This is a genomic window from Marinobacter mangrovi (genome assembly GCF_016798325.1).
In the GTDB taxonomy this organism is placed as follows: domain Bacteria; phylum Pseudomonadota; class Gammaproteobacteria; order Pseudomonadales; family Oleiphilaceae; genus Marinobacter_A; species Marinobacter_A mangrovi.
On record NZ_JAERVO010000003.1, the window covers coordinates 694485 to 715535 of the forward strand.

21 protein-coding genes are annotated in these 21051 nt (G+C 60.8%); 10 read left to right on the forward strand and 11 right to left on the reverse strand.

The genetic code is table 11. From position 1 onward, the window contains the following. The first annotated feature begins 93 nt into the window (after positions 1-93). Both JL474_RS12850 and JL474_RS12855 read left to right on the forward strand, forming a co-directional pair. Positions 94-3855: a DUF1631 family protein gene (locus JL474_RS12850; RefSeq protein WP_203142350.1), complete on the forward strand. Its 3762-nt coding sequence runs from the start codon at positions 94-96 to the stop codon at positions 3853-3855. Between the two features lie 153 nt (positions 3856-4008). Next, positions 4009-4875, forward strand: a complete 867-nt coding sequence (locus tag JL474_RS12855; protein WP_123635193.1) for a phosphoribulokinase — start codon at positions 4009-4011, stop codon at positions 4873-4875. Positions 4876-5177: 302 nt separating this feature from the next. Here JL474_RS12855 and JL474_RS12860 read toward each other — a convergent pair whose 3' ends face one another. From JL474_RS12860 to JL474_RS12875, 4 genes are all read right to left on the reverse strand, one after another. Further along, positions 5178-6023, reverse strand: coding sequence for a pirin family protein (locus tag JL474_RS12860; protein ID WP_203142351.1), 846 nt, complete (start codon positions 6021-6023; stop codon positions 5178-5180). A gap of 39 nt (positions 6024-6062) precedes the next feature. Then, a complete protein-coding gene (locus JL474_RS12865) occupies positions 6063-6665 on the reverse strand; it encodes an FMN-dependent NADH-azoreductase (protein WP_123635195.1) in 603 nt (200 codons plus the stop codon). A 154-nt stretch (positions 6666-6819) separates the two neighbouring features. Further along, positions 6820-7614: an adenosylmethionine decarboxylase gene (speD, locus tag JL474_RS12870; protein WP_123635196.1), complete on the reverse strand. Its 795-nt coding sequence runs from the start codon at positions 7612-7614 to the stop codon at positions 6820-6822. Between the two features lie 282 nt (positions 7615-7896). Beyond that, positions 7897-8319 (reverse strand): OsmC family protein, encoded by a 423-nt coding sequence (locus JL474_RS12875; protein WP_123635197.1) that lies wholly within the window; start codon positions 8317-8319, stop codon positions 7897-7899. A gap of 324 nt (positions 8320-8643) precedes the next feature. Here JL474_RS12875 and crp point away from each other — a divergent pair, with 324 nt between their 5' ends. After that, a complete protein-coding gene (crp, locus tag JL474_RS12880) occupies positions 8644-9285 on the forward strand; it encodes a cAMP-activated global transcriptional regulator CRP (protein ID WP_004579976.1) in 642 nt (213 codons plus the stop codon). Positions 9286-9634: 349 nt separating this feature from the next. Here the strand turns inward: crp and JL474_RS12885 are convergent, their stop codons facing one another. Beyond that, positions 9635-10699 (reverse strand): beta-N-acetylglucosaminidase domain-containing protein, encoded by a 1065-nt coding sequence (locus JL474_RS12885; RefSeq protein WP_203142352.1) that lies wholly within the window; start codon positions 10697-10699, stop codon positions 9635-9637. A 57-nt stretch (positions 10700-10756) separates the two neighbouring features. After that, entirely contained in the window at positions 10757-11323 is a 567-nt protein-coding gene (locus tag JL474_RS12890; protein ID WP_203142353.1) for a helix-turn-helix domain-containing protein, read from the reverse strand. Positions 11324-11447: 124 nt separating this feature from the next. On the opposite strand from JL474_RS12890, the gene JL474_RS12895 reads away from it, so the two are divergent. The 4 genes from JL474_RS12895 (at position 11448) to JL474_RS12910 (ending at position 14394) form a co-directional block, all read left to right on the forward strand. Beyond that, positions 11448-12623 carry a benzoate/H(+) symporter BenE family transporter gene (locus tag JL474_RS12895; RefSeq protein ID WP_203142354.1) on the forward strand — a complete coding sequence of 392 codons (1176 nt, stop codon included), beginning with the start codon at positions 11448-11450 and terminating at the stop codon, positions 12621-12623. A gap of 122 nt (positions 12624-12745) precedes the next feature. Beyond that, positions 12746-13462 (forward strand): YebC/PmpR family DNA-binding transcriptional regulator, encoded by a 717-nt coding sequence (locus JL474_RS12900; protein ID WP_123635201.1) that lies wholly within the window; start codon positions 12746-12748, stop codon positions 13460-13462. Between the two features lie 124 nt (positions 13463-13586). Beyond that, a complete protein-coding gene (locus tag JL474_RS12905; RefSeq protein WP_203142355.1) occupies positions 13587-14162 on the forward strand; it encodes an NnrU family protein in 576 nt (191 codons plus the stop codon). Between the two features lie 76 nt (positions 14163-14238). Beyond that, positions 14239-14394 (forward strand): hypothetical protein, encoded by a 156-nt coding sequence (locus tag JL474_RS12910; protein WP_203142356.1) that lies wholly within the window; start codon positions 14239-14241, stop codon positions 14392-14394. A 101-nt stretch (positions 14395-14495) separates the two neighbouring features. On the opposite strand, the gene JL474_RS12915 is transcribed toward JL474_RS12910, so the two are convergent. Both JL474_RS12915 and JL474_RS12920 read right to left on the reverse strand, forming a co-directional pair. Next, the gene (locus JL474_RS12915) at positions 14496-14927 is read right to left on the reverse strand and encodes a GNAT family N-acetyltransferase (protein WP_203142357.1); all 432 of its coding nucleotides are present in this window, start codon (positions 14925-14927) and stop codon (positions 14496-14498) included. A 94-nt stretch (positions 14928-15021) separates the two neighbouring features. Next, positions 15022-16728: a GGDEF domain-containing protein gene (locus tag JL474_RS12920; protein WP_203142358.1), complete on the reverse strand. Its 1707-nt coding sequence runs from the start codon at positions 16726-16728 to the stop codon at positions 15022-15024. A 198-nt stretch (positions 16729-16926) separates the two neighbouring features. Between JL474_RS12920 and JL474_RS12925 the strand changes: the two genes are divergently transcribed. The 3 genes from JL474_RS12925 (at position 16927) to JL474_RS12935 (ending at position 19530) form a co-directional block, all read left to right on the forward strand. Further along, the gene (locus JL474_RS12925) at positions 16927-18027 is read left to right on the forward strand and encodes a M14 family zinc carboxypeptidase (protein WP_123635209.1); all 1101 of its coding nucleotides are present in this window, start codon (positions 16927-16929) and stop codon (positions 18025-18027) included. A 9-nt stretch (positions 18028-18036) separates the two neighbouring features. Next, on the forward strand, positions 18037-18819 hold the full coding sequence (locus tag JL474_RS12930) for an alpha/beta fold hydrolase (RefSeq protein WP_203142359.1): 783 nt from the start codon (positions 18037-18039) through the stop codon (positions 18817-18819). 93 nt (positions 18820-18912) lie between these two features. Next, positions 18913-19530, forward strand: a complete 618-nt coding sequence (locus JL474_RS12935) for a glutathione S-transferase family protein (protein WP_203142360.1) — start codon at positions 18913-18915, stop codon at positions 19528-19530. 163 nt (positions 19531-19693) lie between these two features. Here JL474_RS12935 and JL474_RS12940 read toward each other — a convergent pair whose 3' ends face one another. The 3 genes from JL474_RS12940 to JL474_RS21725 all read right to left on the reverse strand — a co-directional run. Next, on the reverse strand, positions 19694-20101 hold the full coding sequence (locus JL474_RS12940) for a hypothetical protein (protein ID WP_203142361.1): 408 nt from the start codon (positions 20099-20101) through the stop codon (positions 19694-19696). A gap of 35 nt (positions 20102-20136) precedes the next feature. Further along, on the reverse strand, positions 20137-20361 hold the full coding sequence (locus JL474_RS12945) for a hypothetical protein (RefSeq protein ID WP_203142362.1): 225 nt from the start codon (positions 20359-20361) through the stop codon (positions 20137-20139). Next, positions 20361-21051 (reverse strand): RHS repeat-associated core domain-containing protein (locus JL474_RS21725; protein ID WP_328797820.1); only part of this gene is annotated, 691 nt, incomplete at its 5' end. The genes JL474_RS12945 and JL474_RS21725, both read right to left, overlap by 1 nt.

Here is a 21051-nt window from a genome sequence, read left to right on the forward strand (position 1 = left end):
GCTTCATGATGTGAAGCATGTCATGGCAGGCGGAGTACCCTGCTCGGGCAATCCGGACGCCCTCTGCTTCTACTATTGCATCTTAGGGATTTGATGGAACGACGCGCCAGTCCTCGCCGACCGATCAAGCTTGCCGCGCAACTCCAGGCCACTGCGGAACAGACGTGGCCCTGTCAGATTGCGGATTTTTGCGCGGAAGGCCTGTTCATCCGGTTCTCCGCCGATACGGATCGCCGGGTCCGACGAGTCTTGTCCGAGCAGCAGCCCGACGAGCTGGTTGTTCGTTTCCGGGGCGCCGACGGGCGCAGTACCCATGCCCTTCACGTGCGTGTTGCGCGCCTCATCGAGGGCGCGATTGGCGTGTCCTTTACCCGCTCCAACCCGGATGCGGTCAATGCGATGCTCACCCAGTGCAGCGCCCACCGTGAACAGGAGCGTGCCCACCTCAAGCCACCCAGCGAGCGGGTGCAGTTTGTCCTTCATCAGTGCGCCAAGTCGGTGGTCCATCATATCGAGCCGTTGATGGCAGAATGCCTGCCGCGGATGGTCAGTGCGCTGAAGGAAGCGGCCCAGCAGGCAGGCTCCGATCAGCAGGCCAACGAACTGATGGATGCCGCCGGCCAGTTGGGATCGCGCCAGCGCGCCGTTTGGCACCAGATGATGCTGGCCCTGGAGTCGCCGCTCAAGCCGGAACGCCAGGGCGTGCCGGGCTCGGAACTGTCGCTGGTCGATAAGGGGGAATTCGAGGACTGGCTGACCATCAAGGTGATGGTCACCAAGGCCGATACGATGTACCGGGGCGATCTGCTGCAACTGCGCATGCGACTGGACAAGCTGAACGTGTCCAACGCCACCGGTCACCATAATCCGCTGGGGCCGTCGCTGGTCTGTGAAGCCTTCCACGGCAGCCTGCAACACCTGAAGGTCAGTCGCGAGGTGGAAAAGGTGTGCCTGCGGGTCTTCGAACAGGTGGTGCTCAAAGCACTGGGACCGCTGTATCAGGAACTGAACCAGATCCTGATTCGGCATGGCATCCTGCCGGACCTCGACCTGACCAAATACCTCAGTGATCGGGCACCTCGCCAGGAGGAGCCCAAGCCGGCGCCCAAGCCAAAACCGGTGCCTGAGCCTGAGCCCAAAGCCGGCACCACGCCCGCGAAAAAGACAGACGCGCCCACCGGAGCCGAGAAAAGCCGTGCCCGAGGGGGGAGGGACAGCTTCCGGAACTATTCCCTCAGTGCCCAGAATGCCTTCGCCACCGTCCGCAACCTGCTGGCCACCCTGAGTGCCAGCCGTCTGGAGCGGGGTGATTCCCAACCGCTGCCTTTCCCGGTCAATGCCCGGCCTCTGTCCGCCGGCGAGTTCCAGCGTGAGCTGCAGAGCCTGCAGCGGATCCAGGCTGACACACCGGATGCCGAACCCGCTGAATCCCTGCGCGAACGGGTGGTCGAGAAGGTCAGGGCCGGTGGTGACGTGGGGCTTGACGAAGAACAGCAGGAATCGCTGGATGTGGTGGACCAGTTCTTCCGCAGCGTGGTCGACAGCCCGCGCCTGAACGACTCGGCACGGCACCACCTGCGCCAGCTCGAAGTGCCCGTGCTCAAGGTGGTGCTGCGGGATCGTGCTTTCTTCGATGACCATAACAGTCCGGTGCGGGGCGTGATGAACCGCCTGGCCCAGCTCGGCGTGAAAGGGGGGCGTCTCAATCCAGTGGTCCAGCGCCGGGTGGATGAGATGATCCAGCGCATTGTCAGCGAGTTCGAGCAGGACACCCGGGTGTTCGAGACCGTTCAGGGCGATCTCGACAACCTGATCGAACGCCAGAACCTGGTCTACCGGCGCAACGTGGAGCGGGTCACCGCGGCCGCCGAAGGGGCCCAGAAGGTGTCCGAAGCCAAGCGCGCGGTGAGTGAGTTGCTGGATCAGCGTCTCGGCGGCAAGCGGATACCCAAGGCGGTGGTCAGCATGCTTAATGGCGGCTGGCGCGATCTGCTGTCGCTGACGTGGATTCGCCAGGGTCCGGACAGCCAGCTGTGGCAGGATTACCTGTCGGTGCTCGATTCCCTGCTGGCCTACGGCGAAGACCCCGAAGCCAACGTCAACCTGCCGGAACTGCTGCGGGTGATTCAGGATGGGTTGGCGTCCATCTCCAGCAACCACATGCCCTCGGCCCAGATTCGGGACGAGCTGAAAGCCTTCCTGGTCAAGCGTGGCCCGGAATCGTCGGAATGGGTGGACTTCCCCAAAGCGGAAAGCCCGGAGCCGGCACCCGAAGACAAAGCCAGCGAACGCCAGAAACGCAGCCTGCAACGCTGGATCGGCCGGGCTCAACGCCTGCAGACCGGCGAGTGGCTGCGCAACCAGGAGAATCCGAAGGAGCCATTCTACGTACGCCTGGTCTGGGTAGCGCGGGAGTTCAGTCGCTTCGTGTTCGTCAATCACCAGGGGATGCGGGTCGTCGAGCTGGAGCTGGAACCACTGGCGCGTCAGCTCCAGCAGGGCATCCTGGTGCCGGACAGCCAGTACGAACGGCCGCTGGTGGACGAAAGCATCGATCGTATGGTGAAGCAGGTATACGACCAGCTGTCCTGGGTCTCCACCCACGACGAGCTCACCGGCCTGCTGGCCCGTCGGGAATTCGAACGTATCCTGGAACAGCATTTGTCCCGGTCCACGGAGTCGCCGCTGGCCCTGGTGGAAATCGACCTGCGTCAGTTCCGGCTGCTGAACGACACCGCCGGCTACAAGCGCGGCGACGACACCCTGGCGCGGGTGGCCGAATGCCTGCGCCGGCACGTGGCGGAAGATCAGCCGCTGGCCCGCCTGGGCGGTAACGAGTTTGCGTTTCTCTGTACGGAAGATCAGGCCGAGGGCCTGGCCCGGGGCATGATCGAAGACGTCGAGGCGCTGGACCTGAGTTTTGACGACCGACGCTATCGAATCAGCGCCTGTGCCGGGATTGTGCCGGTATTGCCGGCGCTGGTCACCGCCGAGCGCTGGTTGCGGGCGGCGGACGAGGCGACCAAGGAGGCCAAGCGGCAGGGCAACGGCAAGATCGCCACCTACCGGCTGGATTCGGAGGTGCAGTCGCAGCAGGAACAGATCGCTGCCCGCATTGCCGGGCTGGGTAACCTGGACGACGAACAGGTGCTGCTGCGTTGCCAGAAGATCATCCCGCTGCATCCCGAAGCGCGCATGCCAACCCAATACGAAATCCTGATCAGCATGTACGACGATACGGGGAAGCTGATCACGGCGGCCGAGTTCGTGCGCATGGCGGAACGCTACAACCGGATGCAGGCGGTGGACCGCTGGGTGGTCGGGCACATGCTGGACGCCCTGCGGGACAGGCATTCCGGCGCCGACAAGCTGGGCGGTGTGTGCATCAACCTGTCCGGCTATTCGCTCAACGACGAATCGTTACTGGAGTTCATCTACGAGAAGCTGAGCGAAAAAGACGCGCCCATCGAGCGGTTCTGGTTCGAGATCACCGAGGCGGCGGCGATTCATAACCTGCAGGAAGTGGCGGATTTCATGGTCGAAATGAAGGAGCTGGGCTGTCGCTTCTGCCTGGGCAACTACGGCAGCGGTCCGACCTCCTACCAGTATATGCGCACCCTGCCACTCGACCTGATCAAACTCGACGGCGCCTTCACCCGCAACGTCACCCACAACGAGGCGGATCGGGCCATGGTCCGATCCATGGTGGATATGGCCCATTACATGGGGCGCGAAGTCATTGCCTCACAGGTGGAAAACCGGGATACCCTGGACGCCCTGCGTGGCCTGGGTGTGGATTACGCCCAGGGCTACATCATCGAGAAACCGCAGCTGCTGCATAACGTCCTGAGCTGACACAGCGCTTCATCCCCGCTATGCTGCCCACCTTGGGCATTGCCAAAACACGGCCGGCGCTGGTCGCCGGATCGCCATCGGCAAGGCCGCCATACCACAGACCTGCACAGGCCCGAGACGTCCTGCAGCTGCGCTGCCGGGACCACAGCGACTATGTCAAAACGTCATCCCATTATTGCCGTGACCGGTTCCTCCGGTGCCGGCACGACGACCACCGGCCGGATCTTCAGCCGCATCTTTGCCAGCGAGGGCATCCGGGCGGCCCGCGTCAGTGGCGACAGCTTCCACCGCTACACCCGGGACCAGATGACGGTGCTGGCGGAAAAGGGACGCTACGGCCAGCGCAACCACTTCTCCCTGGACGCCAACCACGTCGACCGCCTGGAAGGCCTGTTCTATGACTACAGCGTCAGTGGCAGCGGCCAGTTCCGGGAGTACGTGCACGACGAGGACCTGCACCTGATTCGCCAGGGGTATGAGCCGGGCACGTTCACCTCCTGGGCGCCCCTGCCGACGGACACCGACCTGCTGTTCTACGAAGGGCTGCACGGCGGGATCGTCAGTGAGCACTACAACCTGGCCCAGTATGTGGACCTGCTGATCGGCGTGGTCCCCATCGTCAACCTGGAGTGGATGCAGAAGATCTACCGGGACACCAACGAGCGCGGGTATTCTCAGGAAGCGGTGGTCAAGACCATCATCAACCGGATGGACGCCTACGTCACCGACATCGTGCCCCAGTTCTCCCACACCCATGTGAACTTCCAGCGGGTGCCGATGGTGGATACCTCCAACCCGTTCCTGGTGCGGGAAGTGCCGAATGACGACGAGAGCCTGATCGTCATCCGTTTTCGCGATCATCGGGACATCGATTTCCCGTATCTACTGCAGATGATCCCCAACAGCCACATGTCGCGGCACGACACGCTGGTGATTCCGGGGACGAAGTTGCCGTTGGCGATGGATTTGATTGTGCGGCCGATGGTGCTGGAGCTGATGGCCCACAAGCAGTTTGCCTAAGGGGAAGGAGCGTCTGAGGCAACGAAGGACTGCGTTGTGCAGTACTCGCTCACCTACCAGGCAGGTATGCCTCACTCGCTGTGTGCTGTACGCCTTGCCCTGCGTCGCCTCAGACGCTCCCGGAACTCACGATAGAGGCAAATCACTGATGATTGGCTGTGTTGGCCCAATCGCTCGCTCTTTGATTTTCTTTCGCCTACAAAAAAGCGCACAGGTCGAAAACCTGTGCGCCAAGGGGATCACGCAGGGTTCGTGATCGACCATGAGCGGTCAGGCGGTCAGGCGGTCAGGCGGTCAGGCGGTCAGGCGGTCAGGCGACCGTCCCGGTAGTCCTGCAGGGCCTGTTCGATCTCCTCCCGGGTGTTCATCACGAACGGCCCGTACTGCACGATCGGTTCACCAATAGGCTTGCCGGCGATGAGCAGCAGTTGCGCGCCGTTTGCGCCGGCGGTGACCGTGATGCGGTCGCCGTCACCGAGCACGTTGGCCGCGCTGCGCTGAAGGGCCGTCTCGCCCAGGCTGGCGTCGCCGTCGTACAGGTACAGCATGCCGTTATGGCCTTCAGGCACCGGCAACGTGACCTGACCGGCGGCATCCAGGTGGATGTCCGCGTAGATCGGCTGGGTACTGCGGTCCGCTATCGCGCCGCGATGGTGGTCACCGTCGATGGTCAACTCGCCCGCAATCAGCTTGATGCGGCCGCCGTCGAAGTTGATGTCCGGGATCTCTTCCGGCTGGATGTCACGGTAGCCGGCATCGGTCATCTTCTCCGCCGCGGGCAGGTTCAGCCACAGCTGGAAACCACGCATCACGCCTTCTTCCTGCTGGGGCATCTCCGAGTGAATGATGCCGCGACCAGCGGTCATCCACTGCACGCCGCCGTTGCGCAGGTCGCCCCGGTTGCCCAGGTGATCTTCATGGAGCATGTGCCCCTCGATCATGTAGGTCACGGTCTCGAAACCCCGGTGCGGATGGGACGGGAAGCCGGCGATGTAATCCGCGGCGTCGGCCGAGCCGAACTCGTCCAGCATCAGGAAGGGGTCGAGCCGTACCGAGGGATGCTGGCCCAGCGACCGCTTGATGCGCACGCCAGCCCCGTCGGATGTCTCGGCACCCGGAATAACCTGTCTGAGGGTACGTTCTGTCATGACTGACCTCCTTCCACGAAGGAAAAGGGACTGCCTGGATCAGGCAGTCAGGGTTTCAATAGTACGCCCGGCTTCCTGCAGGGCACTCTCTTTCTTTTCGTCACCCATGTTCAGGCCCTCGGCGTAGACGAAATGCAGGTCGGTCAGACCCAGGAAGCCCAGGAACGAACGGATGTATGGCGTTTGCGAATCGTTCGGCGTGCCGGCATAGATACCGCCGCGAGCGGCCAGTACGTAAACCGGACGGTCTTCCAGCAGACCCACCGGGCCGTTTTCGGTGTAGCGGAACGTCACGCCGGACCGGGCGATGTGGTCGAAGTAGGCCTTCAGGCCGGACGGGATACCGAAGTTGTACATCGGCACGCCCATGACGATGGCGTCCGCGTCCTTGATCTCCTGGATCAGGGAATCTGAATAATCCACCACCTGCTGCTGGTGGCCGTCGCGGTCGTCTGCGCCGGTTATGAAAGCACCGAAACGGGACGCGTCCAGATGCGGAACCGGCTCGGCGGCCAGGTCACGATAGGTGGTGCGAATCTCGCCGTGGGTCTCACGGAGCTGATCCAGCGTGTGTTTGACCAGTTGGGATGATTGTCCGTCCTGGCCGAAGATGCTTGCGGTAATGACAAGAATGTTTTTCATGTTCAATGCCTCCGGTGCGATGCAAAGGGTATGAGGCTATTGAACTGCGTGGGAGGAAAAGATGAAAACGGAGAATTCTGGAAGGTTTGTTCAGAATATTTGATGGAGGAGGTCGCGCGCCCCGAAGGGCGCGGCAGAACCGGTGTGGCGGCGCTTACTCCACGTTGCGGGAGTAGAAGATTTCCAGCATCTCCCGCTGCAGGCGTTCCGAGATGGATTGCGCTTCCTCGGGATCCAGGTCACTGGCGTTCACGCCGAACACATAGTTGTCCAGGTTGAACTCCTTGAGCTTCATCTTCGTGTGGAACAGGTTTTCCTGGTACACGTTGACGTCGATCATCTGGTAGGCGTTCTGCGTGTCTTCGGTCAGGTAGTTCTGGATCGAGTTGATGTCGTGGTCGATGTAGTGCTTTTTGCCGTTCACGTCACGGGTAAAGCCGCGTACGCGATAGTCCACGGTCACCACGTCGGAGTCGAAGCTGTGGATCAGGTAGTTCAGGACCTTCAGTGGCGAAATCAGACCGCAGGTGGACACGTCGATATCCGCGCGGAAGGTGCTGATGCCCTCGTAAGGGTGGCTTTCCGGATAGGTGTGGACGGTCACGTGGCTCTTGTCCAGGTGCGCCACGATGGTATCCGGCAGCGGGCCCGGCGATTCCTCGTTGTCCGTTGGCGTGCCGTCACCCAGCTCGTGCTCGGCGATCAGCATGGTGACTGACGCACCGTGCGGCTCGTAGTCCTGGCGGGCAATGTTGAGGATATTGGCGCCGATGATCTTGACCACATCCGACAGGATCTGGGTCAGGCGTTCGGCGTTGTACATCTCGTCGATGTAGTCGATGTACGCCTTGCGTTGCTCTTCGGTCCGCGCGTAACAGATGTCGTAGATGTTAAAGCTCAAAGACTTGGTCAGGTTATTGAAACCATGCAGCTCAAGTTTGGTTTCCATCACAGCCCCCCCGGTTAAGGAGATGAATGACAGCGGACACAAGCGCAACTGTGCCGCCAAGGCCGCCACCGGTGTCTGACCAGGATTGCTCACCTTTTGCGCAGACCGGCGGAGAGGGGGCGTATTATGCCTATCCGGTCTGTGGATGGATAGATCGTCCGCCCCCTTTTTTGTAGCGGTTTCCCGCAGTTCGTTCCCGGCCGGGATCCTGCCCGGCAACGGTCATCAAACGGTCAGGAAAACAGTGTAGTACCTCTGCTTCTGTTTCCCAGAGAAGGCCACTTAATCCGCGTCACGAATCTCGTAATCGTGGGTGATCTCGACGCCAGCCTTCTCCAGCATGATGGAGGCCGAGCAGTACTTCTCGGCGGACAGCGATACCGCACGTTTTACAAGATTTTCCTTCAGGTTACGGCCGGTCACGATAAAGTGAAGATGGATGCGCGTGAACACGGCCGGCACCGCATCGGCCCGTTCGGCCGACAGCTCGGCGTGGCAGTCGGTGACGTCCTGGCGGGACTTCTGCAGGATGCTCATGACGTCGAACGAAGAGCAGCCGCCCAGGCCCATCAGCAGCATTTCCATGGGGCGCGGGCCTTTGTCCTCGCCACCGTGATCCGGCGGGCCGTCAAGCTGGACGCTGTGACCGGTGCCACTGGTGGCGCGGAAGCTGGCGCCGCCGGTCCAGTCGATGGTTGCTTTCATAGTTCGGTCTCCTGTGGATAAAGGCGCATGCTACCACAGCCGCGGGAACCGGCGCGCGATCGGGCATGACGGGCGCAAGTGGCGGAAAATCTGGACATTTGTTCTATACTCGGGAGGCAGCCCCCATCGGGCCAAGTTGCCGGGCTACAGCCTTCCTGTTATAAGTGGCTCGCCACTATCGGCATACCGGCCGGATCGTCAGAGCAACGACTCTGTACAGGGGAGATCCGGACACACCGGGCAACATAACAACGATCAGCCCACACGGACGCTGGGTTATTACAACAACACCGGGATTCGCCATTAAGGAGGCACAACAGCATTATGGCAACTATTCTCAGACCGGTTGAGCAGAAGACCAAACACCTCGACTACTTCCTGTCCCAATGCCACCGTCGTCGCTATCCGGCGAAAAGCACCATTATCTACGCCGGCGACAAGAGTGATTCGCTGTTCTACATCGTCAAGGGTTCCGTCACGGTCATCATCGAAGACGACGACGGCCGCGAGATGATCATGGCGTACCTCAACGCCGGGGATTTCTTCGGCGAGATGGGGCTGTTCGACAACATGGATTCGCGCAGTGCCTGGGTCAAGGCCAAGACCGAGTGCGAAGTGGCGGAGATCAGCTACACCAAATTCCGCGAGATCGCCCAGCAGGACCCGCGTGTGCTGTATTTCATCGGCGAGCAGATGGCCACGCGCCTGCGCCAGACCACCCGCAAGGTGGGCGACCTGGCGTTCCTCGACGTCACCGGCCGGGTCGCGCGCACGCTGCTGGACCTGTGCAAGGAGCCGGATGCCATGACCCATCCGGACGGCATGCAGATCAAGATCACCCGCCAGGAAATCGGCCGCATCGTCGGCTGCTCGCGGGAAATGGTCGGCCGGGTCCTCAAGACCCTGGAAGACCAGGGCCTGGTGCAGGTCAAAGGCAAGACCATGGTGGTGTACGGCACGCGGTAACGCCGCGCCGGCCCATGGTTTCGGAAAAGCGGGCTACGGCCCGTTTTTTGTGGGCGATTGGGGGATCTGCGCTTTCTGGTGTCGTCCCGTAGGTTGGGCTGAGGCAGGAAGCCCAACAGCGGAGGTTAAAGGTACCGCCAATACCATCGCCTGTCCCGGGACAGGCATGGATCAGCGATATTGGTCGGAAATGTGGGGTCAGTCAGGCATAGTTGGGCGCCCAACCTACACTACTGTCTGTAGCAGACGCTTCAGCTTCTGAGCAGGCCGCAGGCCTGCCGATACCGCCAGGGGGCCTGCGGCCCCTCCGAAGCTAAAGCGTCGGCTACACCAAGCGGCGGCATTTCCTCTACTGCGTCTGCACCGCCTCGTCGCTGATCCGGTAATACCCGTCCAGCCACTGGATGATTTCCCGCGCGCCAGGATGGTCGCTCTGGCCAAAATGGCGCCTGAGTCGCGCCTCCCGTTCGCCCAACCGGTCCAGCCCCACATCCTGCAGGGCCATGATGTCCTGCTCCAGGTACGAGCCCAGTTCCTCGCCCATGACTTCCCGGGCGGCCTTGCGGAAGGCGGCCATGTAGCGGTAGTTCTCCCGTTGGCGGTAGCTCGCGGCTAGGGTGATGGCGGGAATGCAACTGAGGGTGGGTTGCAGGGCCGGGTTGATCGCGTGACCGGCCAGATGCTCGCCGATGCTGGCGTGGCGGCCGGTGAATCCGCGCAGGTGCAGGAACTGGGACATGCGCGGCCCGTCGTTGACCGGGTAGTTGTCCCACAACAACGGTTTGCGGCGCAGCAGGCCGGCCACCTGGACCAGGTTGCCCGGTGAGATTTCCCGCGCGCAGACTTCTTCGCCGGTCCAGAAGATGTCCACTGTGGACGGCAGGTTTTCGCCCAGGGTTTCGAGGTAGCGGGCCGGGCGCTCGCCGAACACGCGATCCAGCACCGGATCGTCGGAATAATAGGTGGGGCAAATGATCAGACGCTCGGCACCGGAACGGTGGTGGATCCAGTCGATGATCTCCAGCTGCCGGCGGGCCAGTTCGGGCGTGCTGCCGTCCATGTCGTCGAACAGGATGGCGAGATCATCGATATCCAGACTGTCGAGGAACGCGAGCTTTTCGGTCAGCGCCTGACGGGCCCGGTCGTCGAACTGGCGGTATACCTCGAACGGGCTCAGGCCGACACCAAAGCGCATGCCGTGGACTTTGCAGTGGCGGGCGAACCGGCGCAGGGCATCGGCTTCCTCCACCGGGTGCAGCTCGTCCCAGCGCCGCCGCAGGAAGGCATCGGCCTTGGGCGCATAGAGGTAGAAGCCATAGCCGTGCGGGGCCAGTCGGGCAACCAGATCGGCGCGGGCCTTCCAGCTCCAGGGCCGGCCGAAGAAACCTTCAATGATCCCCAGTGGCGTTTTCATGCGATTCCTATGCGTTTCGATATCCGACTAGGTTAACAGCCTGTCGGGTCCGGAACACTAGCGGGTGCCCGCGGGATAGTGGATCAGGTTGTGGAACACGGCGGGGGTCTCGTGCGGGTTGCGATAGCCATGCGGCCGATCCGCCGCAAAGCGGCTGGCTTCGCCGCTGGCCAGCGGATGCCAGCGACCCTCGATCAGCACCTCCATGGCACCGTCGATCACAGTCACATGCTCGATCACGCCGGGTTCGTGGGATTCGGACCGGTGCTCAAGACCCGGCGGTAAGGTCAGCTCCATCAGCTCGAAGCCAAAGCGGGCCTCAAAGGGAAACAGTGCCCGGACCCTGAGATCATCGGAGGCCAGGTTGGCGTCCCCCTGGTCGTTGGAGACGAACACCGGCGCGTCCAGGGGCGCGGGCAGGGGGCTGATCAGCCCGGAGAAGGCGGTGTTGAAGCCGGTGGCGATTTTCCAGAGGGTGGCGACCGTCGGGCTGGATTCGCCCCGTTCGATCTGGCCAAGCATGGCTTTGCTGACGCCGGTGGCCTCGGCGGCCCGGTCCAGGCTCCATTGCCGCTGCTGACGCAGTTCGCGCAGGGTGGTGGCCAGGTGAGTGGTGATCTCCATGAATGCGTGTCCTTTCTCTCGGGCGTTCGATTGTTCTGGTTGTGCGTTATAGCGCACAAATGCTACTGTCGTCTCAATCGTGCGCTATAACGCACGCGTTGTCCATCCAGCAGAGGAACAGAGCGTGTCCCGGCCGTCCCTATTTTCGGATCTCTCGCTGTCTCATCTGACCGCCGGCTTTGTCGCGGTGCTGGTGGGGTTCAGCAGCTCGGTGGTGATTATCCTGCAGGCCGCCGAAGCGGCGGGCGCGAGTCCGGCCGAGGTCAGCTCCTGGATCTGGGCGCTCGGGATCGGCATGGGCATTACCAGTGGCGGGCTCTCGCTTTATTTCCGCGAGCCGGTGCTCACCGCCTGGTCGACGCCGGGGGCGGCGCTGCTGGCCACGGGGCTGACCGGCTATTCGCTGGCAGAAGCCACCGGGGCCTTTATCTTTGCCGCCATCCTCACGGTCATTGCCGGCTGGACCGGGTGGTTCGAGCGGATTCTCAAGCACCTGCCCCAGTCACTGGCGGCGGCCATGCTGGCGGGCATCCTGTTTCAATTCGGGCTGGATGCCTTCGCGGCCCTGCAGGGCGACTTCCTGCTGGTGGCCCTGATGCTGGTCACCTATGTGATCGGCCGGCAAGTGCTGCCCCGCTACGCCATTCTGCTGGTGCTCGCCGTCGGCATGTTGATCGCCGGCTGGCAGGGGCAATTGCATTGGGACGGCTTGTCGTTGTCGCTCGCAACGCCGCAGTGGACCACGCCGGACTTCTCGCTGTCCGTGCTGATCAGCGTCGGGATTCCATTATTTATCGTCACCATGACGTCCCAGAACGTGCCGGGGCTGGCGGTGCTGCGGGCCAACGGCTACCAGACGCCGTTGTCTCCGGTGCTGACGGCCACCGGTCTGGTGACGCTGGTGCTGGCGCCGTTCGGCGGTTTTGCCTACAACCTCGCCGCCATCACTGCGGCGATCTGCATGGGTGAAGAGGCGGGTGAAAAGCGGTCGGCACGCTATCTGGCGGCGGTCTCTGCCGGTGTCGTCTACGCCATCGTGGGGCTGTTCGGCGCGACGGTCGTGGCCCTGTTTGCCGCGTTTCCCCAGGCTTTCGTTGTGGCGCTGGCGGGGCTGGCCTTGCTGGGGACGATCGGTAACAGTCTCCATGCCGCCCTGGACGATCCCGGCGATCGCGAGGCCGCCCTGATCACGTTCCTGGTGACCGCGTCCGGGTTGACGTTGTGGGGCATTGGCGCCGCTTTCTGGGGGCTGGTCGTCGGTGTGCTGGTGCGCCTGTCACTGCAACTGAGCAAAAAATAGAATGCGGGCGGCTCAGCGTGTAAAATCGGCGCTCTTTTGAACGGCAATTCCGACAACAGGCCCCACGCACTGCGCCGTTAGCATCGAACATCACGGGGCCGCCAGACACATCGGGGCAGGGTATGGGCAGAGCCTACCAAAACCGCAAAGATTCCATGGCCAAAACGGCCAATGCCAAAACCAAGGTCTACAGCAAGTACGGTCGCGAGATTTACGTGTGCGCCAAGCAGGGCGGTCCGGACCCGGACGGCAACCTGTCACTGCGCAGTCTGATCGAGCGGGCCAAGAAAGACCAGGTGCCGACCCACGTCATTGATCGGGCCCTCGACAAGGCCAAGGGCGGTGGTGGCGAGGATTACTCGGCAGCCCGTTACGAAGGGTTTGGTCCGGGCCAGGCGATGGTGATCGTTGATTGCCTGACCGACAACCCCAACCGCACCTTCGGCGACGTACGTGCGTGCTTTACCAAGACCAAGTGCAAGATCGGCACCCAGGGCAGCGTCAGCCACATGTTCGATCACTGCGCCATCTTTGCCTTTGCCGGTGAGGATGAAGAAGCCGTGCTGGAAGCGCTGATGGAAGCGGACGTGGACGTCACCGATATCGAGTCCGAAGACGGCAAAATCACCGTGTTTGCGCCCAATACCGAATACGCCAAGGCCCGTCAGGCCCTGATCGAGGCTTTTGGTGAGATTGACTTCGACGCGGATGAAATCCAGTTCCTGCCCCAGACCACCACACCGGTGACCGGCGAGGACGCCGAGATGTTCGAGAAATTCCTCGACATGCTCAACGACCTCGACGACGTGCAGAACGTCTACCACAACGCCGAACTGTAAGGCGCTTCGGCCGGATGGTGTCCCCATCCGGCCGGCCACTCCGTCCCCCACATTTGTAACGCCATTTCTTTGCACCGATAACGCGCTCGACTAAGCTCCTTTCGTAACCTGATGGAGTGTGAGCATGGGCGTACTGATTGTCGGGCTCGTCGTTTTCCTCGGCGTGCATTCCGTATCGATTTTTGCCGAACCCTGGCGCAACCGAACGCTGAAAAAGCTCGGCGAAGGCCCTTACAAGGGGCTCTATTCGCTGGTGTCGCTGGTGGGGCTGATTCTGGTGATCTGGGGCTACGGTCTGGCGCGCCAGGAACCGGTCGTGCTCTACACGCCGCCGACCTGGACGCGTCACCTGGCCATGGTGCTCCTGCTGCCGGTCTTTCCGCTGCTTTTTGCCACGTACCTGCCGGGGCGTATCCAGCACACCGTCAAGCATCCGATGCTGGTGGCCATCAAGCTCTGGGCCGTCGCCCACCTGCTGGCCAACGGCATGCTGGCTGACGTCCTCCTTTTCGGCGCCTTCCTGGCCTGGGCGGTGGTCGACCGTATTTCCCTGAAACGCCGGGTTCCGAGAGCCACGCCGGAGTTACCCTATCGTCCGAAAAATGACTGGGTCGCCATCGGCGCCGGGCTGGTGGTGTACCTGCTGTTCGTGTTCTGGCTGCACCGGGTGCTGATTGGGGTGTCACCGATGGCGATGTAAGGACTTTCTGCAATCCTCTGGCGGACCTGATCCGGCCGGTCTATGATGCGGGCTCAATCAACAGAGGAGCCCGCTTATGGCCCGCAAAAAACGCACACCCACCCAGCACAGCCAGGTCGAGCGCGACCTGCGTTCACCGCTGTATCGCATGCAGGTGGTCAAGGATAAAAGCCGCTACAACCGCAAGCGTGACAAAGCCGTTCGGTCCGAGGAATTCCGAAAGGCGGCGTGAAACGCTGTTTTCCGCAAATCCTCGGCGCCGTGTTGCCCGATTGATGTCGCCAGATAGCGAGTTCGACTCGTTTGCTGAGCCGTGGGAAGTCTTAATGGATTTCAGGTCAGGGGCTTGAGATAGACGTGCTGGGTCTTGGTCCGGTTGAAGCCCTGATGCTCGTAAAAGGGGTGTGATGCCAGGCGCGCTTCGTTGGAGCGCACCACGATCTTGCCGAGACCCCGGGCGCGCGCCCAGTCCTCGACGGCGGTTACCAGCGCCGACCCCACGCCTTTGCGGTGGCTGTCGGTGCCCACGATCAGGCCGACGATTTCCGCCTTCTCGCCGGACTCCAGTAGCAGGCGCCGTTCGGCCGCAATCCAACCCAGAAGCCCTTCACCCTTACCATCAGCGACTGCAACAAACCGATCCGGTTGTCCCAGCAGGCCGTCGAGCCGGCTGACGATGTCTTCCGTGGATGACGCATACCCCAGGGCCGTGGCGAGACGGGCAATGTCCGGGGCATCCTGGATCGTGGCCGGGCGAATCAGCATGGTGGTCTACCTGTCGGTGGATCGGTACGATTCATCCTGCCCCATTGCCAGGATGACGGCAAGATGACAGCCCAGCGACGAGGCCCGGTTGACGCTAGCTGATGCGGGTCAGCTGGCCGCCTTCGGCGATGTAGAATTGATTGCGCCCGTTGTCCTTGGCCTGGTAGAGGGCGTCGTCTGCGCGCTGCAGGATATTCTCGATCGTGTCATCCGGGACCGCCAGGGCGCCGCCGATACTGACGGTGATGGCCGGCGTTTCGGCAGCGCTTTCTACCGTGCGCCGGATGCGTTCGCCGATGCCCTGCAGATGGTCGCCATCACAGGGGGCGAGGAGCACCAGGAATTCATCACCGCCCCAGCGAGCGGCGTGATCGTAAGGTCGAATACAGGTGCGCAGGCTGGCGGCGATCTGCCGCAGGACGCCATCACCGACGGCATGCCCCAGGGTGTCGTTGATGTCCTTGAAGTTGTCGATGTCCAGCCAGACGATGCCGAATGTCCGATGCTCGCGTCGAAAACGCTGGAACTCCTCGGCGAGCAATTCGTTCATGCCGCGTCGGTTGAGCAGCTCCGTCAGGTGATCTTTGCGGGCCAGACGGTTCAGGGCGTCGGTGCGCTCGCGAACGGTCTCCTCGAGCTGGCGGGTATGCTCACGAATGCTGAAGGCCATGACGTCGAAATGCTGCTCCAGTCGACCCATTTCATCCGAACGAGGCGATGGCTTTCGAGGTGACAGGTCACCCTGGCGAACCCGCTCCATGGCGGCTTCAAGCGAGATGATCGGATTGATGATCTGACGGCGAATGGCCAGGTTGAAGGCCACCAGCGTCAGCAGGAGAGCCACTGCAAAGACGCCAATCAGGGGTGCGAAGGTGGCGAGCGGCAGCAGCAGGTTCAAGTCCAGCAGGGTGATTTCATACCAACCGATGGACGGCAGGTAGGTAATGCCTGCCAGGTGCCGCTCGCCATCAACGTTCACAAAACCGGTGGCCACCCGGTAGCCCTGATCCGACTCTTCCCGCAGCGCCGTCATGGTGCGGTGGAACCAGTCCCGATCAACAGGGCGGTCCAGCAGGAGGTCGACGGTCTTCTTCTGGCCTTCGGGTTTGACGAAACTGGCGTAGTCGATGTACTCGCGGTCGCGATAAAGCTGAATGGCGCCATTGGCGTCCACGAACAGCGTGTTGATGCCGGGCTGCTCCAGATCCACGATTTGCTGCAGGAAAGGTTCCAGGTCCATGCCGGTCCCGGCCACGCCGACAATTTGGCCATCAACTTTCAACAGGACATCGATCCAGAGCTTGGTGACGCCAAGCGCCTCGTCCGGGTTGACGTTGAGGTGGAAATCCCGGCGCTGCTCGATCAACTGGTAAAACCAGATGTCCGCGGGCTTATTCGGGTCCAGGTGATAGCGCAGTTGCTTACCGGCGAATTCATTGGCGGCGTTGTTGTAGTAATAAGCGCCGTTATCCTTCAACGCCAGGAAGTAGTTGTGACCGGCGAAGTTATGGCGGAAACGTTCCATTTCGGCAATGGCGGCGGCCTTGAGCCCGTCGTCCTGGGGGTGCCGGGCCCATTTCTGGATGATGTCGGAATCCGTCATCTGGTGCGCCAGGCCGACTTCGCGCTCGATGTTCTGCAACAGGCGTGCGCTGTCATACCGTACCTGGATGTCGGCGATATTGGCGCCCCAGCGCTCGATAATGCCTTCCGCAATACGCTGGAAGACGACCCAGGAGGCCAGCGAAGAGGCGACGACCAGTAAGGAGGCCAGCAGTAGAAAACGGGTTTTAAGCTTCAATGTCCTTCGGTTCCCGGTGAGAGCGGTCAGTTGGCGTGTGCCGTTGCCCGGAAGGCGTCCTGGTCAATCCCTGAACGGCCATGATAGGCGAAGTTAGTAAACGATGACTACAGTTGCGAGCCGCTTTGGAGCGTTGTCATCGGGCTGTAGCATGTCTGGTTGATAATTGGGCCGTCGTTTACTGACCGGGAGTCCGCCATGACGGAGCTGCGGGACCTCACGCCCCACGTCGCCATTCCCCTGGAACAATCCACCCGCGATCGTCGCCAGCGTCGGCTGCTTCGGGATTACCTGCCGGAGCTGGTCGGGCTAGAGCGTATGCTGGCGGAAGCGCCGGTGGAGGTGGAGGCAAGCGTTGTCGAACGGATCACGCTCAAATCCCTCACGCTGCCGATCTACCGTATTGATATCGGCGCCAAGTCGACCGAGGCCCCGGCGTTGTTGCTGGTGGGCGGTGTTCATGGTCTGGAGCGGATAGGTGCCCAGGTCACCATCGCCTGGCTGCAGAGCCTGCTCAACCGGCTACGCTGGGATCAGGAGCTGCAGGATCTGTTGTCCCGTATCCGCATCACCCTGTTGCCCATCCTCAACCCGGGCGGCATGTTCCTGAACCAGCGCAGCAACCCCAATGGCGTGGATTTGATGCGCAACGCGCCGATCGAAGCGCAGGGCGCCAGCACGTTTCTGCTCGGCGGTCAGCGGCTCTCTCGCCGTCTGCCCTGGTACACCGGGACGCCGGAAAAGGGCATGGAAGCGGAGAACCTGGCGCTCGAGCGGGTGATCCAGGATCTGCTGCCCGGCCGGCCGTTCAGCCTGGCGCTGGACTGCCACTCCGGATTCGGCTGGCAGGACCAGATCTGGTTCCCCTACGCCTATCGGCGTCGCCCCATGCGCAAAATCGCGTCGGTGATGGCTTTGAAACTGCTGTGGGAGCAGGCCTATCCCAATCACACCTACGTCTTCGAGCCGCAGTCGAAGCACTACCTGACCCATGGCGATCTCTGGGACTACTTTTATAAGCAGGTGAACCGGAAGGAGTCCGGCGGGTTTATTCCGCTGACGCTGGAATTGGGTTCCTGGCGCTGGATTCGCAAGCGTCCGCGCCAACTGTTGCGCCTGGAGGGGCTGTTCAACCCCATGGTGCCGCACCGTCATCAACGGGTATTGCGGTCCCACCTCAACTTTCTCGATTTCCTGATGCGGGCGACCGCGAACCACAAAAACTGGTTGCCAGGGTCCGAGCAGGAGCCCATGCTCAGGGAAGCGGCCATCATGCATTGGTACCGTGAATCGGGCTGAGGCGTTTGTATGCACTGGATTCTGTTGCGTGGCCTGACACGTGAGCAGGCGCACTGGGGTGTCTTGCCCCAGCGTCTGCGCGATACCTTCCCCGGGCACGACTTCCATCCTGTCGATTTGCCGGGAACCGGCACCCATTTCCGTGAGCCGAGCCCTGCGGATATTCCCGCCATCCGAGAGGCCGTCCAGCGCCAGTGTCAGCATATCCCGTACCCGTTGGGGCTGATTGCCCTGTCGATGGGCGGGATGGTGGCGCTCGACTGGGCCCAGCATGCCCACCCCGGAGACATCCAGCATCTCGTGCTGATCAACACCAGCAGCGGCTTCAACCGGCCCTGGCACCGGTTGCGACCCAAGACCTGGCCGACGCTGATGCGCCTGCTGACCGTACGGGATCTGCGTGAGCGCGAAGCCCAGATTCTGGCCCTGAGTTCCAATCGTCAGCTTAATCCCGCCACCGTCCAGCGCTGGTACAGTATCCAGACCCAGCGTCCCGTCAGTCCCCGCAATGCCGTTCGTCAACTTTGGGCCGCGGCCCGGTTCCGGCCAGCTGACGAGAGGCCGCTGCCGGATGCCCTGGTGCTGGCCAGCAAAGGGGACCGGATCGTGGACTGGTGTTGCAGCGAACGGCTGGCCGAGCGCTGGCAGTGGACCCTGCGCCTGCACCCGGATGCCGGCCACGACCTGCCTCTGGATGATCCGGACTGGGTCATCGAGGCGATACGCGACTATCTGGACACACGGGGCGTGCCGCTTGACGCCCCTGCGCCACCGAGGCAATCTCTGGGTTGATGAGCTTTCCCGCAGAAACATGTTTTGCAAGGCAAAACAGAATCATCTGATACCAACAACAAAAAGACGTTCAGTCGACAGACAGGAGTCTCCATGAAGATCTTCGAAACCAAGACGGCGCCCAACCCGCGCCGGGTCCGCATGTTCCTGGCCGAAAAAGGCCTGCTTGATGAGGTTGAGTTCGTCCAGGTCGATATCCAGAAAGGCGAGAACCTGACGCCGGAATACGCGGCCATGAATCCGATGAAAAAAGTGCCAGTGCTGCAGTTGGACGACGGCACCAGCGTGGCCGAAACCATGGCCATCTGCCGCTACTTCGAGGAACTGCACCCGGAAACCACACCATTAATGGGTGAGGGAGCGTTGGGGAAAGCGCATGTGGAACAGTGGCTGCGCTGGATCGAGTTTTTCTTCTTCCTGCCCACCGGCATGTGCTTCCAGCACACCACCGGCTATTTCAAGGATCGCATGAACCCGATCAAGGAATGGGGCGAAGAGTGCGGCAAGAACGTCGAGAAATTCTTCCACTTCCTCAACAAGCACCTGGAAGGCCGCGAATACATCTGCGGCGACACCTTCACCGCCGCCGACATCAACGCCTTCACCACCATCGATTTCAATAAAGTGAACGATATCCGGATAAAACCGGAGCAGACGAATCTGCAGGCGTGGTACGACCGGATCAAGGCGCGGCCTTCGGCGAAGGTCTGAAGTATGTCGTTGCCGGGCTGCCGGATGGGCAGCCCGGCAGAGTGGCGTTTCATACTATCCGGCCCTTTGCGTTTGCCTCTAGCTGAGAGGTTGCGACAGAGTGGAATGCGGGGAGGCCTGTCGAACCGCGTCCTACAGGCTAAATTATTGTCCAACGAATAAGTTAGGGTTTGTTAGGAACCACTCTGCCAGAAGCATCAATCGGCGGTGCCGGTTGGGAGCGACGAGTTATGATCAATGCAATTGGTGAGCTGGATTGCTCATCAATGTATAGTTTGGCGGAATAGCCCGCCCCCTTAAATGCAACAAATTGGACTTTATTGGCATTTAAACTGGAAAGTATCTTAATTGCGGCATCAAACCCCCAGATTTTAATCTTTTCATGCTTTGCAGATTCTTGATGAATCTGTAATTGAGATAACTCAAGCTTAGGTTCGACTTCAGCCGGCATACTCGTTAATAGTCTAAAATCCGAAGCTTCGAGTATCTTAGCCATGTTAGGAGTGTTTTCTGCTGAAAAATTATGGCCCGAGAGTAGCTCGGCAATGTGTTCTTTCGTCACTGTGAACAAAGCTCGCTGTTTTCCTTGGAACTTCTAATAGATGTTCAGATATATATAAAATTGATATCCTGCACTGTTTCTTTCTCTTGATCTGTCAAGTCTAAAGTTTGAGTGTTTTCCAATTCATGCATGATTGCTTTCATTGGTAATATCTTCGGGTTTGATCTAATGAGATGAATTATTTGATCTTTCTTGTTTTCATCTATAACCACTCGCCTTACGATAGATTCAATATTGTTTTTGCATTCTTCGATGGTAGGGAAGTCCATTACTTCTCCGGAAGTATCTGTATATTATAGAATTTAATCATTTTTCCGTCTGCATGTAATTGCTGCGCCCCACCGTGCCCATACTGTCTATAGGCCTCAGCAAAGGGCTCTAGTTTCCCAGAGTCTGGATTGTCGCCTCCCCAATATGGAACTCGAGCTGTCGGGTTTCCATTTTCATAGAGCTGTAGCGTGTCGAATTCCCCTCGTAGTCTCGCATCGCTCCATGAGCCTGACCCATGTTCATCTACTCCAATTTCCGGCCCTTTGACTTGGAAAGCACTTCTGGCTTCGCTCCCTGTTGAGTATTTTTCGAAACCAAAATATGTGACTGGAGCTTGTTTACCTTCAAGAGTTTGTTCCGCCCACTTGTTTACACTTCCATCATCGTTCTTATACCTCATGTACCGAAATCCTTTACCAGGAAGTGTGGATTCTGGTCCCGAGGGGCCGACGTAGAAGTCCGGGTTGCCCGGAGAAGACGGCGCGGGCTCATCTTTCGGAACACAAGCCAATCCCAACGGATCCACCCACCCGGTCGGATTCGGTACGTACTGGTAGTTGTTCAAACCACCCGCCAACCCAATCGGGTCGGGCGTCATAAAGCGCCCGTTAGCAGGATTGTAATACCGGTGGCGGTTGTAGTGCAGGCCGGTTTCGGGATCGTAATACTGGCCCTGGAATCGCAGCGGG

Excerpts from the sequence above, each read along its gene's own strand:
- JL474_RS12860 (WP_203142351.1), bottom strand. The coding sequence starts at position 6,023 with ATGACAGAACGTACCCTCAGACAGGTTATTCCGGGTGCCGAGACATCC.
- JL474_RS12890 (WP_203142353.1), bottom strand. The coding sequence starts at position 11,323 with ATGGAGATCACCACTCACCTGGCCACCACCCTGCGCGAACTGCGTCAG.
- JL474_RS12945 (WP_203142362.1), bottom strand. The coding sequence starts at position 20,361 with ATGGACTTCCCTACCATCGAAGAATGCAAAAACAATATTGAATCTATC.
- JL474_RS12915 (WP_203142357.1), bottom strand. The coding sequence starts at position 14,927 with ATGCTGATTCGCCCGGCCACGATCCAGGATGCCCCGGACATTGCCCGT.
- speD (WP_123635196.1), bottom strand. The coding sequence starts at position 7,614 with ATGGAAACCAAACTTGAGCTGCATGGTTTCAATAACCTGACCAAGTCT.
- JL474_RS12935 (WP_203142360.1), top strand. The coding sequence starts at position 18,913 with ATGAAGATCTTCGAAACCAAGACGGCGCCCAACCCGCGCCGGGTCCGC.
- JL474_RS12850 (WP_203142350.1), top strand. The coding sequence starts at position 94 with ATGGAACGACGCGCCAGTCCTCGCCGACCGATCAAGCTTGCCGCGCAA.
- JL474_RS12900 (WP_123635201.1), top strand. The coding sequence starts at position 12,746 with ATGGGCAGAGCCTACCAAAACCGCAAAGATTCCATGGCCAAAACGGCC.
- JL474_RS12910 (WP_203142356.1), top strand. The coding sequence starts at position 14,239 with ATGGCCCGCAAAAAACGCACACCCACCCAGCACAGCCAGGTCGAGCGC.
- JL474_RS12875 (WP_123635197.1), bottom strand. The coding sequence starts at position 8,319 with ATGAAAGCAACCATCGACTGGACCGGCGGCGCCAGCTTCCGCGCCACC.
- JL474_RS12925 (WP_123635209.1), top strand. The coding sequence starts at position 16,927 with ATGACGGAGCTGCGGGACCTCACGCCCCACGTCGCCATTCCCCTGGAA.
- JL474_RS12855 (WP_123635193.1), top strand. The coding sequence starts at position 4,009 with ATGTCAAAACGTCATCCCATTATTGCCGTGACCGGTTCCTCCGGTGCC.
- JL474_RS12930 (WP_203142359.1), top strand. The coding sequence starts at position 18,037 with ATGCACTGGATTCTGTTGCGTGGCCTGACACGTGAGCAGGCGCACTGG.
- JL474_RS12865 (WP_123635195.1), bottom strand. The coding sequence starts at position 6,665 with ATGAAAAACATTCTTGTCATTACCGCAAGCATCTTCGGCCAGGACGGA.
- crp (WP_004579976.1), top strand. The coding sequence starts at position 8,644 with ATGGCAACTATTCTCAGACCGGTTGAGCAGAAGACCAAACACCTCGAC.
- JL474_RS12905 (WP_203142355.1), top strand. The coding sequence starts at position 13,587 with ATGGGCGTACTGATTGTCGGGCTCGTCGTTTTCCTCGGCGTGCATTCC.
- JL474_RS12885 (WP_203142352.1), bottom strand. The coding sequence starts at position 10,699 with ATGAAAACGCCACTGGGGATCATTGAAGGTTTCTTCGGCCGGCCCTGG.